General features: G+C 40.8%; 13 protein-coding genes. 5 read left to right on the forward strand and 8 right to left on the reverse strand.

All coding sequences use genetic code 11. The features are described from left to right. Positions 1-33: 33 nt before the first annotated feature. A complete protein-coding gene (locus MHI23_RS03770; protein ID WP_197172178.1) occupies positions 34-1,443 on the reverse strand; it encodes an MFS transporter in 1,410 nt (469 codons plus the stop codon). A gap of 117 nt (positions 1,444-1,560) precedes the next feature. Here MHI23_RS03770 and MHI23_RS03775 point away from each other — a divergent pair, with 117 nt between their 5' ends. Then, on the forward strand, positions 1,561-2,448 hold the full coding sequence (locus tag MHI23_RS03775) for a LysR family transcriptional regulator (RefSeq protein ID WP_024426626.1): 888 nt from the start codon (positions 1,561-1,563) through the stop codon (positions 2,446-2,448). 264 nt (positions 2,449-2,712) lie between these two features. On the opposite strand, the gene MHI23_RS03780 is transcribed toward MHI23_RS03775, so the two are convergent. Next, on the reverse strand, positions 2,713-2,985 hold the full coding sequence (locus MHI23_RS03780; RefSeq protein WP_024426625.1) for an acylphosphatase: 273 nt from the start codon (positions 2,983-2,985) through the stop codon (positions 2,713-2,715). A 122-nt stretch (positions 2,986-3,107) separates the two neighbouring features. Here MHI23_RS03780 and MHI23_RS03785 point away from each other — a divergent pair, with 122 nt between their 5' ends. Beyond that, positions 3,108-3,758: an MOSC domain-containing protein gene (locus MHI23_RS03785; RefSeq protein ID WP_034623126.1), complete on the forward strand. Its 651-nt coding sequence runs from the start codon at positions 3,108-3,110 to the stop codon at positions 3,756-3,758. Positions 3,759-3,798: 40 nt separating this feature from the next. On the opposite strand, the gene MHI23_RS03790 is transcribed toward MHI23_RS03785, so the two are convergent. The 3 genes from MHI23_RS03790 to map form a co-directional block, all read right to left on the reverse strand. Further along, positions 3,799-3,936, reverse strand: coding sequence for a YflJ family protein (locus MHI23_RS03790; protein WP_064497716.1), 138 nt, complete (start codon positions 3,934-3,936; stop codon positions 3,799-3,801). A gap of 134 nt (positions 3,937-4,070) precedes the next feature. After that, positions 4,071-4,232 carry a hypothetical protein gene (locus MHI23_RS03795; protein WP_087978305.1) on the reverse strand — a complete coding sequence of 54 codons (162 nt, stop codon included), beginning with the start codon at positions 4,230-4,232 and terminating at the stop codon, positions 4,071-4,073. Between the two features lie 323 nt (positions 4,233-4,555). Then, complete coding sequence (gene map / locus MHI23_RS03800; RefSeq protein WP_024424611.1) at positions 4,556-5,305, reverse strand: type I methionyl aminopeptidase; 750 nt, start codon at positions 5,303-5,305, stop codon at positions 4,556-4,558. A 189-nt stretch (positions 5,306-5,494) separates the two neighbouring features. Here map and nagE point away from each other — a divergent pair, with 189 nt between their 5' ends. Then, positions 5,495-6,862: an N-acetylglucosamine-specific PTS transporter subunit IIBC gene (gene nagE, locus MHI23_RS03805; protein WP_042968202.1), complete on the forward strand. Its 1,368-nt coding sequence runs from the start codon at positions 5,495-5,497 to the stop codon at positions 6,860-6,862. An 18-nt stretch (positions 6,863-6,880) separates the two neighbouring features. Here nagE and MHI23_RS03810 read toward each other — a convergent pair whose 3' ends face one another. Continuing rightward, positions 6,881-7,639: a DUF817 domain-containing protein gene (locus MHI23_RS03810; RefSeq protein ID WP_254968651.1), complete on the reverse strand. Its 759-nt coding sequence runs from the start codon at positions 7,637-7,639 to the stop codon at positions 6,881-6,883. A 195-nt stretch (positions 7,640-7,834) separates the two neighbouring features. Between MHI23_RS03810 and MHI23_RS03815 the strand changes: the two genes are divergently transcribed. After that, positions 7,835-8,338, forward strand: coding sequence for a DoxX family protein (locus MHI23_RS03815; RefSeq protein ID WP_024424614.1), 504 nt, complete (start codon positions 7,835-7,837; stop codon positions 8,336-8,338). Positions 8,339-8,382: 44 nt separating this feature from the next. Here the strand turns inward: MHI23_RS03815 and MHI23_RS03820 are convergent, their stop codons facing one another. Next, positions 8,383-8,970 carry a YjgB family protein gene (locus tag MHI23_RS03820; protein WP_044334631.1) on the reverse strand — a complete coding sequence of 196 codons (588 nt, stop codon included), beginning with the start codon at positions 8,968-8,970 and terminating at the stop codon, positions 8,383-8,385. A 98-nt stretch (positions 8,971-9,068) separates the two neighbouring features. Next, the gene (locus MHI23_RS03825) at positions 9,069-11,051 is read right to left on the reverse strand and encodes an LTA synthase family protein (protein WP_151040240.1); all 1,983 of its coding nucleotides are present in this window, start codon (positions 11,049-11,051) and stop codon (positions 9,069-9,071) included. A 579-nt stretch (positions 11,052-11,630) separates the two neighbouring features. Between MHI23_RS03825 and MHI23_RS03830 the strand changes: the two genes are divergently transcribed. After that, the gene (locus MHI23_RS03830; RefSeq protein ID WP_254968655.1) at positions 11,631-13,289 is read left to right on the forward strand and encodes a pyridoxal-dependent decarboxylase; all 1,659 of its coding nucleotides are present in this window, start codon (positions 11,631-11,633) and stop codon (positions 13,287-13,289) included. Positions 13,290-13,312 lie beyond the last annotated feature (23 nt).

Genomic DNA, 13,312 nt, shown 5'->3' on the forward strand with positions numbered 1-13,312 from the left:
ATTAACAGTTGTTATAACATTCAACTCCAATTTTTATTTTTTGTTTGAATTGCTTGTACTCGGTTCATCCAATTGCTCAGAATATCTGAGCCGCAGACTTATAAATACTAAGACCAATGCAATGACCGTTAGGAAAACCCCAAGCAATCGGAATCCTGTAAAGGTGAACGCACCTCCCATAATGATACCTGTCAACAGTGAAGATAAAATTGTACCCAAGTATCTTGATGTATTAAATAGGCCAGATGCTACACCAGCAATTTCTTTTGGAGAGCTTTTAAACAAAGCTGCCTGCATACCAACAGCGTTTAGCCCGTTGCTAAAACCGAATGCGGCTAACGCCAGGCACACACTGATGACTGGTGAACTTTGCGTCCATGTCACGATCCACACTGCCCCTACTACCATCAGTAATGAGGATACAATCAATGCAGGTCTGGGTCCTGATTTACCGACCCATTTCCCTGCTATTGGCGAAGCTACAATCGAGCTCAAGCCCAAGGTTAACATAAGAATCCCTGTCTGGAATTCACTGACATGACGTACCATTTGCAGGTATGACGGAATCCCAAAAAAGAGTGAATAATAAAGGAAGTTAACTAGCAAGTATTGTATATTGACCCAAGTCATCCCTGGATATTTGGCGAAGGTGCGTAAAGGAATAAATGGCGACACTGTTTTTAGCTCATGTCGTACGAATATTCCCACCGCAACGAGCCCGATTAGCACAACAACGATATTCCCCATAGAGAAATGCCCAGATGATTTCGCTGCCAGCAAGCCAACTAGAAGGGCAATCAGACCCACCGCAAAGAGCAGAATTCCTGGCACATCAATCACACCCAGTAATTTTCGAAACGACATGTCACGTGAAACCGTTGCTGCTGGCCCATCATTAGGAATCATTTTCCAAGCTAATATAAAGCTCGCCACTACAAACGGGGTATTGACGATGAAGATCGCTGGCCAGTCCCACCATTGAATAAGTACTCCTCCGGCAAAAGGTCCTATAGCTGCCGCACCGGATAGGAAAATTGATAAACCTGCTAAAGCATCTGATTGCTTTTCTGTAATATGAATGCGTACTATAGCTGTTCCAACTGCAATCAGCATACTAGTTCCGATGGATTGTACGATTCTGAACACAATAAGCCATCCGAAATTTGGAGAAAATGGAGCCAGAATAGAAGAAACTAAGGATACAACAAGACCAGCCAGAAATATCTTCCTCCTGCCGAATAAATCACTAGCCTTCCCCATGACAGGTTGGGCGATAGCACTAGCGATATAAAATGAAAACACAATCCAGGAAACAGCAGTAAAATCAATGCTATACACATGTTGCAACCTAGCAATAGCAACAGAAATCATTGATGAATTTAAAGGGTTTAATAATATACCTAGTCCAACGGATATCATTAACCATCTGCTACGAGAATTCATTTTTTCTCCCCCTTTAAATTTGTTATATTGATATCTTACTTGGCATTTTACATTCATTCCAACGCATTTAAAGTTATGATATCATTGACCAAAAGGAATGATTGGAGAGAAAATGAAATGGAACTCCTTCAACTACAATATTTTCTAGAGGTAGCTCGATTAGAGCATGTAACTGAAGCTGCACGAAGCCTCCACGTTACGCAATCGTCGCTAAGCAAAACGATTCAGCGTCTGGAAGAAGATTTAGGGGTGCCTTTATTTGATCGCACAGGCAGGAAACTGCGTTTAAATGAATTTGGCAACAAATTCATTCGTCGCGCGGAAAGGGCTTTGTTTGAGTTGGAACAGGGAAAACAGGAGATTAGCGATTTGTCTAGAGGAGAATCTGGCACACTAAAGCTTGCGGTAACCACAGCAAGCACTTTGCCTCAGATTATGCGAGAGTTTCGTAAAAAACGTCCTAATATCCAATTTCATGTGCAAATGCTGACCACACTGGAAATGGTCACGCTTTTACATCGAGGCGAAGTCGATTTTTGCTTGTCGTCCTCTCCTTTTCAAGGGGAAGACATCGAATGTCAAGTTGTCTTTGTTGATCCCATTCTTGTAGCAGTTCCTAATGGGCATCGACTGGCAGACCGAACTAGCGTATGTTTAACAGAACTTAAGGATGAATGCTTTGTCGGTATGAAAAGAGGATACGGCACTCGTGATTTAGTAGACTCTGTATGCAAATCGGCTGGAATTGACCTTAAATATGTGTATGAGGGCGATGAACCTACACGTTTGATCAGTCTTGTAGAAGCTGAAATTGGACTTGCCTTCATACCAAGCACAGCAAAAATATCATGGGGAAAGATTAAATATTTGCAAGTTGAGAATCATGAACTTGTACGTGATATCGCTTTATTATGGCATACAAGTCGATACATGACGCAAGCTTCATTGGAATTCCGTAAAGTAGTTCTAGACTATTTTGAGGCAATATCGAACCAGTCCAATTAATCTTATGCATGACTCGTACCGATTCGATGTTTTTACGAGGCCTAAGTCCCAACCAGCCTCAAACATATTTCTACAAGTAGATGGTGATGAACAGTTTACTTGACGGAATCAATGTCCCACGCCTCCGTACGTTCTAGCCTGGCTACTGATAGATTAAATCTAAATAAAAAAAGTTCAACCAGAAAGTTCTGGCTGAACTATATCATACGAAAGTTCCGTCTAACTATCATGAATAGGAATAATGTTTACATATAGCTAGGTTTTTTATGACCGTATTCGAAAATCCTGATAATGAGCAAGCTCGGTGAGCGGCTCCATTTGCATGTCGGTGACTTTTGAAAAAGGACTTCCTTTCCGGACAGTCTCTAAGAAATCAATCACTTTCTGCTGCTCACCCTCTACCTTTAACTCGACATGACCTTCATCTGTGTTGCGTACCCAGCCTTTCATTCCACGATTGACGGCTTCTCCCTGAACAAAATAACGAAAGCCGACTCCTTGTACACGTCCTTTTACAATGGCGTGATAATGAATCATGGTCATCTCTCCTTTTTTCACATCGTACCATAGCCTGCATCTGATCTTCACGCCTCGACTATGATTTGATTGTCAAACGATGTAAAATAAAGGCCAGTAGACAACCAAAGGAGATGGCCATCGTGGGACAAAAGAGATACGGCATAGAAGGAATCCAAGTGGGACAACCTATCATTACATATGCAAATGGAAAAGAAATCAAAACAGCCATCAACAAAAGGCGCATTCATGAGCCTGTGTATTTAAGTCAGGTCAATTTTGAAGGAGATGGTCAGGGGGATTTGGTTCATCATGGGGGTTATGATAAAGCCGTCTGCGTCTTTCCGTATGATCATTATGCTCACTTTGAACAATTTTTAGGGGTGCCATTACAGGAAGCTGCCTTTGGCGAGAATATAACAGTACGCCAGCTAGTCGAAACGAATGTGCATATTGGCGATGTGTTTCAGCTTGGAGATGCATTTGTTGAGGTGAGCCAGCCAAGACAGCCTTGTGTGAAATTGTCTCTTAAGCATGGCAACATGAAGCTTGTAAAGGAAGTGCAAAAAACAGGGTATACAGGCTTTTATTTACGTGTACTGAAAGAAGGCATGGTGCCGCCTGATGCATCGCTAGTACTAGTAGAAAAAGCGTCCCATCACATTACGGTCCATGAGGTCAACGAAGTCAAATATCGTCAAACAAGTCCAGAGAGACTGAAAGCCGTTCTTGAAGTAGATGCTTTAGCAGATGTGGTGAGGAAGTCTTTAGAAAAACGAATTCAGCACATTTAAAAAAAGCCGTACATCATTAAGATGTACGGCTTTTCAGCGTTTATGAGCTGCGTTTCTTTTGCTCAAGAAGATTTGCAAGGAAATATGTTTTTAAGCTTTGAAGCTTTCTTCCTTCATGCTTAGTCACACCAAGCTTCTTTAATTCTTCGACATACCAGCCTTTGCTACCATAATGCATGATAGAAAACTCCTTTCAATTGAAACTGCCTGCATTGTAACATCTCAAAAAAGGACGTGAAAAGCGTGCAGGTGTCAAGAAATGAAAACTGATTCTATCTGCCTATGATCCATGTATATGCTGGAAATATTGATTTATGAATTTGGCGGGTTGAGGGTAACGAGGATCATGCCGACCGTCATAATCATGATGACAACACCAAGATAGGTCATCATGGATTGTTTTTTCTTAATCCCTACAACCGTTAAGATAATACTTTCGATGAAAAAGATAACACCTATGATGATGAACCACATATCAAATAAGACCCCTTTCGCATATCTTTGCCTATTTTACCACAGGCTTTTTTGTTTAGTCGTGACAGATTCGTGAAACGGGCATGAAAAAATCCCCTCCAGTGAAGAAGGGGATACAGCGTGTAGACAAACCCTCGCATTCGTTGTCAGGTCTGCGCTCCGGTGCTCACGAATGTCAAATTCGCTCTGCTCCGCTGCTCGTCCTTCCTAGACTGCAAAGGTTTTCTATCACGCTGAAAAGAAGACAAAGGGCTAAAATCAACATCATTTTAGCCCTTTGTCAACAATCTGAATCCCCTCCAGTGAAGGAGGGGATAGCTGGCTTACAGCTTTGTTAAAATAATCGGTTCGTCTTTAGTGATCACAATCGTATGTTCAATCTGTGCGACTAGACTTTTATCTGGTGTTTTAAATGTCCAGCCATCATCAGCCTGATAAATCGATTCAGCATTTGTTGAAATGAAAGGTTCAAAGGCAATGACTGTGCCATTTTTAAACAAAGCATTATCGAATGGATCATAGTAGTTCAAGATATGGTTAGGTGCTTCATGCAGATTCTTCCCAATGCCGTGTCCTGTTAGGTTTTTAATGACGGTAAATCCTTGTTCTTTCGCTGTATTGTAGACCGCACGGCCAATTTGGTTTTGTCTTTTACCGGCTTTTGCATGCTTTAATCCTTCAAGGAACGCATCTTCCGCACACTTACATAATGCTTCAAGACGAGCATCACCTGTACCTAAAACGAATGAAATGCCTGTATCGGAATAATAGCCGTCCAGTTCTGCTGAGATATCAATGTTCACGAGGTCGCCCTCTTGTAAAATGGTTTTTTCACTTGGGATACCGTGTGCAACTTCATCGTTCACGCTGATACAAGTGGTACCAGGGAAGTCATATTCCTTTTCAGGTGCTGAATTGGCACCGTGCTCTTCTAATATTTTTTTCCCAATCAAATCTAATTCTTTTGTAGACATGCCTGGTTTCGCTTGGCTTTTCATTTCTTCTCTTGCCAAAGCGACAATTCGGCCGACTTTTTTTAAGGCTTCTAACTCATGATCATGTTTGACAATCACTGTTCATTCCCGCTTTCTATATCTTCATTCTATTCAATAGCTTACCACATTTTACGCAAAAAGAGTAAAGAGCGGAATTCAAATGGATGTGGACAAATTGGTATAGATAACTAGACGTGCATATGATATATTTTTTATGAACATCATGAATGCTTTGGTCATGATGATGACAAAGGGGGGGGAAATCAGATGGTGTTTCAGTTTTTTCAAAAGCTAGGAAAATCATTTATGCTTCCAATCGCTGTACTTCCAGCAGCAGGGATTATTTTGGCCATTGGGCGGGAGGATGTATTCAATATCCCGTTTATTCATGCGGCAGGGAATGCAATTTTTGCGAACTTGGCTTTAATTTTTGCGATGGGTGTAGCGATTGGTATTTCAAAGGATGGGAACGGGGCAGCGGCATTATCAGGAGCGATCTCTTATTTTATTTTGTCAGCCGGTACAACGTCGATTAACTCAACCAATAATATGGGGGTATTGGGCGGTATTTTATGCGGGCTTTTGGCAGGTTATGTTTACAATAAATTTAAGGATACGAAACTGCCGGAATACTTAGGTTTCTTTAGCGGAAGGCGGCTTGTGCCTATTATGACCGCACTTTTCACCATTCTATTAGCAGCCGTTTTCGGATATGTATGGCCGCCGATTCAAAGTGTAATCAATGATTTAGGAGAATGGATTTTAAGCCTTGGTGCAACAGGTGCAGGGCTGTTTGGTTTCTTTAACCGATTGCTCATTCCATTAGGACTTCACCATGTCTTGAATAACTTATTTTGGTTTCAATTCGGTGAATTCAGCGGGGCAACAGGGGATTTAGCGCGATTCTTTAAAGGAGATCCAAGTGCAGGTGTCTTTATGACTGGATTCTTCCCAGTGATGATGTTTGGTCTGCCAGCGGCATGTCTAGCCATGGTTGTAACTGCAAAACCTGAGAAACGAAAAGCAACAGCTGGTCTGATGATTGGGATGGCACTTACATCATTTATAACAGGGATCACTGAACCAATTGAATTTTCTTTTATGTTTTTATCACCACTTTTATATGGTGTCCATGCTATTTTGACGGGGCTTTCGCTTTTTATTGTGAACACCCTTGGGATTCATAGCGGCTTTGCCTTTTCAGCAGGTGCGATTGATTACGTCTTAAGCTTCGGTATTGCGCAAAAACCGATCTTGCTTCTTGTAGTAGGAATCATTTATGGCGTCGTGTACTTTGTCGTTTTCTATTTCCTCATTAAACTATTAAAGCTGAAAACACCAGGCAGGGAAGATGATGACATGGAAGATATCGCAACGGATGATGCGGTGACGGCAGGTGGGGCGAGTATGCTCGTAGAGGGGCTTGGCGGCAAAGACAATATCACCAACATTGATCATTGTGCCACACGTCTTCGCTTAACAGTAGAGGATACTAATTTATTAAATGAAGGTACATTGAAAAAAGCAGGTGCCAAAGGGGTGCTGACTTCTGGAAAAACATCCGTACAAATTATTATTGGAACGAATGTAGAATTTGTCGCAGATGATCTCCGTAAGGAAGTCGATCGAGATTAAAAAAAACGTTCAGCCAGGTCAAATGGGCTGAACGTTTTTTTGTTTACGCTGTTCGATCACTAGCACAATACTGATCACAACGAGTAAGAACCATGAGCTAATTTTCCCTAGATGAACAATGGACCAAGCATGCTGCTGATTTGGATATTGCCATGCGCCTAAAAAGGTGGTGACATTTTCGGCAATCCAAATAAAAAAGCCAATCAGGAGAAATGAAACAACAAGCGGCATTCGAAAGGAAGATGGTCCAACCTGAAACGAAACCGATGTTTTCCGAAACACAACAACAAGCAGACATGTCAGCCACCATCTGACATCATAAAGCCAGTGATGCGTAAAGAAATTGAGATAAATGCACAAACTGATGCCAATTGAAAGAAATGGATGAGGCCAGTCGGCCACTTTTACATGAAGTCGTGAAAATGCCTGATAAATATAACTAGCCACACTCGCATACATAAAGCCGCTATAAAGTGGAACCCCAAATATTTTTGTATAAGCTTCTTCTGGGTAGGACCAAGAGCCCATATGTACTTTATACACTTCTAAACAGATTCCTATGAGATGAAATAGACAAATGACCTTTAGCTCCGCCCAAGTCTCCAGCCGCAGCGTCAGCATCAGGATCTGAGCCGCGAGGCAAAGCAGTAGAATGAAATCATACCGGTGAAGAAAAGGAATAGACACCGTCTTTGATAGGGCAAGCGCCGCAAAGATCATGACGGGGAATAGACATGAGATGGCCTGTAAATAAGCAAAATGAAATAGTGTTTTCATACAAAATTAAACCCCTTTTTACGGTCTGAAATGACTTAGACGGTTTTCGCAAGGGAAAAGTTTACCTCAACTAGATATTCATGAACAATTTGTGAATATATATGTGAAAAAGATCACAAATTAGATATAGCATAGTATAATAAGATCATAAAGAAAATGTGAAATATTTCACATAATTTAAAAGGAGGCATCATCATGTTTACAAAATTCTTACAAACGAATGTATGGGCAGCCGTTATCCTTTTGGCAGCAAGACTTTATATCGGATGGACTTGGCTGACATCTGGTATTGGAAAACTAACAGGTGGATTTGATGCATCAGGCTATTTGCAATTTGCGATATCTGAACCTGTCGTCAAAGATGGTCATCTTGTGTATCCGTTATATGTATGGTTTTTAGAAAATGTCGCTTTGCCGAATGCCGGATTATTTAGTGCCATGGTCATGTGGGGAGAAATCTTAGTAGGCCTAGGATTAATTGTTGGATTGTTTACAACAACGGCAGCCTTTTTTGGAAGCGTGATGAATGTCTCTTTCCTACTAGCTGGAACTGTCTCTGTGAACCCGCTGCTTCTTCTGATCGCAGTCTTCATCATGGCAGCGAAAGGAAACGCCGGAAAACTTGGTCTTGATTATGTAGCAGGTCCAGTCCTCAAACGAAAATTGAAAAGAAAGCCGCAATTAGAAGTGGCATCATAATAAAAGAAAAGCATCCAGAGCATGTGCTCAGGATGCTTTTTTATTTAAGAATTGGCTTTTATCAAGTTGATATGCAGCACGGTGAGTTCATGCTGGCTGATATCAGGATCATGTCCAACGATAAATTCAAGCTCATAATCACCGGTTCGATACACATATTTTTTCTCTTTTGTCTGCGGAATGGTGCTCACTGAATCCGCTGGTCCAAGCTGTTTCTTTAGTAACGAAGGGGTCATACCGCCGATATTTGTTTCTTTTTCTACATTTGTACCGAAATAACGGATTTCATCAATTTTGCCTTTTGCATCATAGTGAAAAGCAAATCCGGGATTCCCCATTTCCGCATGATACAAATCAAAGCTGCTTTGACCTGTTTCTGGATATGGATTTCCGAGCTGATGATGAACGTCTTTTTTGGTTTGAACGCCTATTTTCAATCCTTTAGCATAGTAGGGCATTTGTCCTTTATGTGCCAGCTCATAAATGCTGGTAAGCGCGGCATTTGGACCTTGAGGAACGGATTGTTCTGCTGCCGGTTTGGTCATGGCGTGTGCTGAGACAGCAGGGCTGAAACCGAAAAGGGCAGACGAAGCAAGTGAGGCAGTCACGACAAAAGCTGCTGATTTCTTCATGATATATCCCTCCTTCTTCTCCTATACCCGGAGTAATCATGATCAAACGTAAAAAGAACCAGCTGATCAAGGATCGGCTGGTTCTTAGCATGAGAACGTTATTTTGAAGAAGAGCTGGATTCATCTTTGGCGGAAGAGGAATCCTTTTCATCCTGTACTTTCTTTGTATAGTCATAATCATTGCGGTCAATCGGTGTAAAGCCTTTAGGCTTGTAGAAACGGAGTAAATCTTCGGTGACAATCTTATCAGATGTCTCCAGCATCTTTTTCACCGTTTCATTTTCTTGGGATGCCTTGTCAGTTGGCTCGATTTTCTCGCCTGTTTTGTTGCTGTAATAGTTATTACCTACTTTCGTGTAGTCCTTAGACACGAAGTCACCGTTTCTAAATGGCACAAGCTCTTTAAAGTTCTTCGATAAGATATCAGATCCAGACATTAAATAGTTCTTCGTATCATCGCCAAGCAGGTGCAGAAGAGTTGGTGCGACATCGACTTCACCAGAGTATTTATGAATCTGTCCGCCTTTTACGCCAGGAACATGGATAAAGAGCGGCACACGCATGAGCTGCGCATTTTCATAATCTCCAATTTTTTGTCCTGTCACTTTTTCCATCGCTTCATTATGGTTTTCAGAAATACCGTAATGATCTCCGTACATAATGACGACTGTGTTGTCATAAAGACCTGACTTTTTTAGATCATTGAAGAACTGTTCAATCGCTTCATCTAAATAATGAGCCGATTGGAAGTAGTTATCGACGACAGAGTCACCGAAATCACCAGGTTCGAAATCAGTATCACCTTCGTCCATTCCAAATGGGAAATGATTCGATAAGGTAATGAACTTCGAATAAAACGGCTGCTTCAAGTTTTCAAGCATTGGCATCGATTCTTTGAAGAACGGTTTGTCTTTCAGTCCATAGTTCTTCGTATCCTGCTCGTTCATATCGTAGTACTCAGAATCGTAAAATCTGTCATACCCAAACGACTTAAACATTTCATTACGGTTCCAGAAGGTTTTCGTATTGCCATGGAATTCTGCTGACGTATATTGATCCTTCTTCAAAATACCAGGCAGTGCTTGATATGTGTTTTGCGCTTTGTTAATAAAAACAGAGCCCTGTGATAATGGGAATAACCCAGTATCCATCATAAATTCAGCATCAGACGTTTTTCCCTGTCCTGTTTGATGGAAGAAGTTATCAAAGTAAAACGTTTTGTTATCGTGTGCCAATGAATTAAGGAATGGCGTTACTTCTTTTCCATTCACCTTATAATCAATGACAAAGTTTTGCAGAGATTCAAGAGAAATTGTAATGACGTTCATGCCTTTCGCTTTCCCGTAATAAGCCGGGTTAGGATCAGCGCTGTTCGCTTTTAAATAGTTCTCTACATCTGTCACGTCATTTGAATTTGCCAGAGCACGCTGGCTGTTTGATTTCACATTTTGAATGGCATCAAACACAGTAAAGTTATAAGCACCTAAATATTTAACTAAATAATTGCGGTCGAACGATCTTGATAAAAGCTCTGGACGATCGATCTCTGCAGCAACTAAGTTTAAAACAAAGATCACAACAGAGGACACAAGGACGAGTCTAAACGATTTTGACTTTTGAACAGGTACAGTGGCTGTACTTGTTTGCTGCTGCCTTTTCATGCGGACTGCAAGTACAATCAAAATGATTGTATCAATAAAGTAAAACACATCAGTCCAACGCATGAGTGAAAATGCACTATCACCTAATTGTCCGCCATTCGTTCCTGCCTGCATCACTGTAGGCAGCGTGATAAAGTCATTGAAGAATCGATAGTACACGATGTTTGCGTATAGTAAAAAAGACATGAAAAAGTGAATCACAATGATAGCGGCAGGCTGCCATTTTTTCTTGAACAATAAAGCAAAGCCAAGAAAGAACAAGCTGGAGCTAATAGGATTCACGAAAAGCAAAATATGCTGAAGCACATTTGATATACCAAGTTTAAATTCGATTAAATACGCTGAATACGTTTTGAGCCATAGTAAGGTGGCTGCAATCAGAAAGAAGCCGAGACCTCTTTTTTGAATAAATGTTTTCATATAAACACTCCTTTTCTCCGTTAAACGGAAGAGGCGGAACGAAAGAAAACGAACCATTAGAATATACCACGAAATGCACAAATAGAAAAGTCATAACCAGTGAAGAGCCTTTGCAAGCCTGTCCGAGCAATAAAAGGAGAGGAAATGAAAATATTCGCCCATTGAAAAACTTTTTATGAAAATTGACCTATTATTGACAGAAAATTCAGCAATTTTCCAGTTGCTATATCAATAAAACAGGTAAAAAGATACAAGTCTAAAGAATTAATTTAATTTCTACAATGGTCATTTAGAGAGTATTTCCATTGTTTATTAATGTTTATGCAGGTTAAACAAAAAAAATGAGCCATGTAATAGAATAAGACGATGGATAAAAATTCCTCCTATACAATATATCAATATATTTTTGTGTTTCGTGAACATAATGGTTTTCATGTGTTTTTTAAGGGTTTCATTTATTTTAATAAGTGAACAAATTATCTAAATATACTTAAGTGAACATATCGAGACTATAAACTTCTGAATTGGGGTCGATATAGACAGTGACAGGAAATCTTCCATTGAAAGGATTGATAGTATATGACTGTACGAGCAGAGAACCTCGTTCAGAACTGGTTTCCGAGTGAGGACGGAAATGCAGGAGAGCGTAAAGAACTCATCAAATTGATGGAGCAGATCATTTCAGGGGTCGATGACCTGAAAGATCCCAACCGTGCACACCTTAAAGGTGAAAAGAATCGTGGGGAGGACTTTTACAAAAAGCTCACTGAAACAAGTCAAATTCCGATGAACGGCCAGCAAGCGGAACTTGTGAATGAAGAATTACTGAAGCTTTTACATAACCATCCATACCACACCAAGTATTTCTTCACGAACATTTTGCCAATGGCAAGTACACCAGGAATTTTAGGCATGCTGACAGCTATGCTGGTAAACGGAAACAACCTTTGGGATGTTTATGGACCAGCAGGTGCGGAAGCTGAGGTCAGAGTGGTCTCAATGATGTCTAAGCTCATCGGATATGATCCAAATATGAGCGGGGGATACACAACATGGGGAGGTCAAGGAGCGATTTTTTCAGGACTTCGTTTAGCGATCGCAAAAGCTGCGCCGGAGTCACTGCGAAAAGGAGTTCCACAAAATCTTTATGCGTTTTGTTCTGATGCTGCACATTACAGCTTATTTAAGTCAATGGAAGCAACAGGACTAGGCACAAACAACTTAATCAGAATTAAGACGAATAAAGATCATTCAATGGATATGGAAGATTTGCGTTGTCAAATGGAACGTGTTGCACAGAGTGGCGGGATTCCCGTTTATATTGTGGCAACAACCGGAACAACAGATGCCATTGCAATTGATGATGTCAAAGGGGTACGTGAAACAGCAGAAGCGATTGCTGAAAAGTATGATCTGAAGGTGCCGCATATTCATGCAGATTCGGCGCTGGGTGGATTCTTTGCTTTCTTTAATGAGTATGATGTATCAGAAAACCCGCTGCAATTCTCAGTCGGTGTTCTTCGGATGCTAAAAGAAATCAAAGCGAAATTCCAGCATCTTTCTCTTGCAGACTCGATGTGCTTTGATTTTCAAAAGCTCGGCCAAACACCTTACACATCCAGTTTATTCTTAGTGAAAAACGCTGCTGACTTAAAGCGTTTGGATCTGGAAGAACAAGAGACGCCATATGTTGGCCATAGAGGCTACGGTGAATACCATACGGGTTATACACTTGAGTGCTCAAGAATGGGAAGCTCAATCAGCATGCTGAGTGTGCTCTTAACGTTTGGGGTTGAAGGCTATCAGCGCTTGCTCGGTCAATTCTTAGAAGTGAACCTTGCCTTCAGAGAAGCACTTAGCCGAGAAATTCCGCAAGCAGAAGTCGTGAATGATGACAACGTCGGAATGGCTACATTATTTAGAATTTACCTAGACGGCTCACCGCGTTTTCAAGAAGAGATTTCTGGCGAAGCAACTTCAATGGAAATTGAGCGGAACAATGAATTGAACAAAATGCTGTTTGAAAAACTTGGAGAGAAAAGAGATGAGATGTTCTTTGGCGATACAACGAAGTTTTTACTTGTCAACTCAAAAGAAGGTCAAGAATTCTATCTAAGTGTTAGTAAGTTTTTTGTCATCTCACCTTATACGTTACCAGAGCATATCCCTCATATCGTATCTTATTTAAAAGATGTGATTGCATCTGTTTGTGGTCAATTTGAAAATGTACATGCTTAAATCAAATCTGAGAGTGGAGATGT

Source organism: Bacillus sp. FSL M7-0003 (genome assembly GCF_038628485.1).
GTDB lineage: Bacteria > Bacillota > Bacilli > Bacillales > Bacillaceae > Bacillus > Bacillus safensis.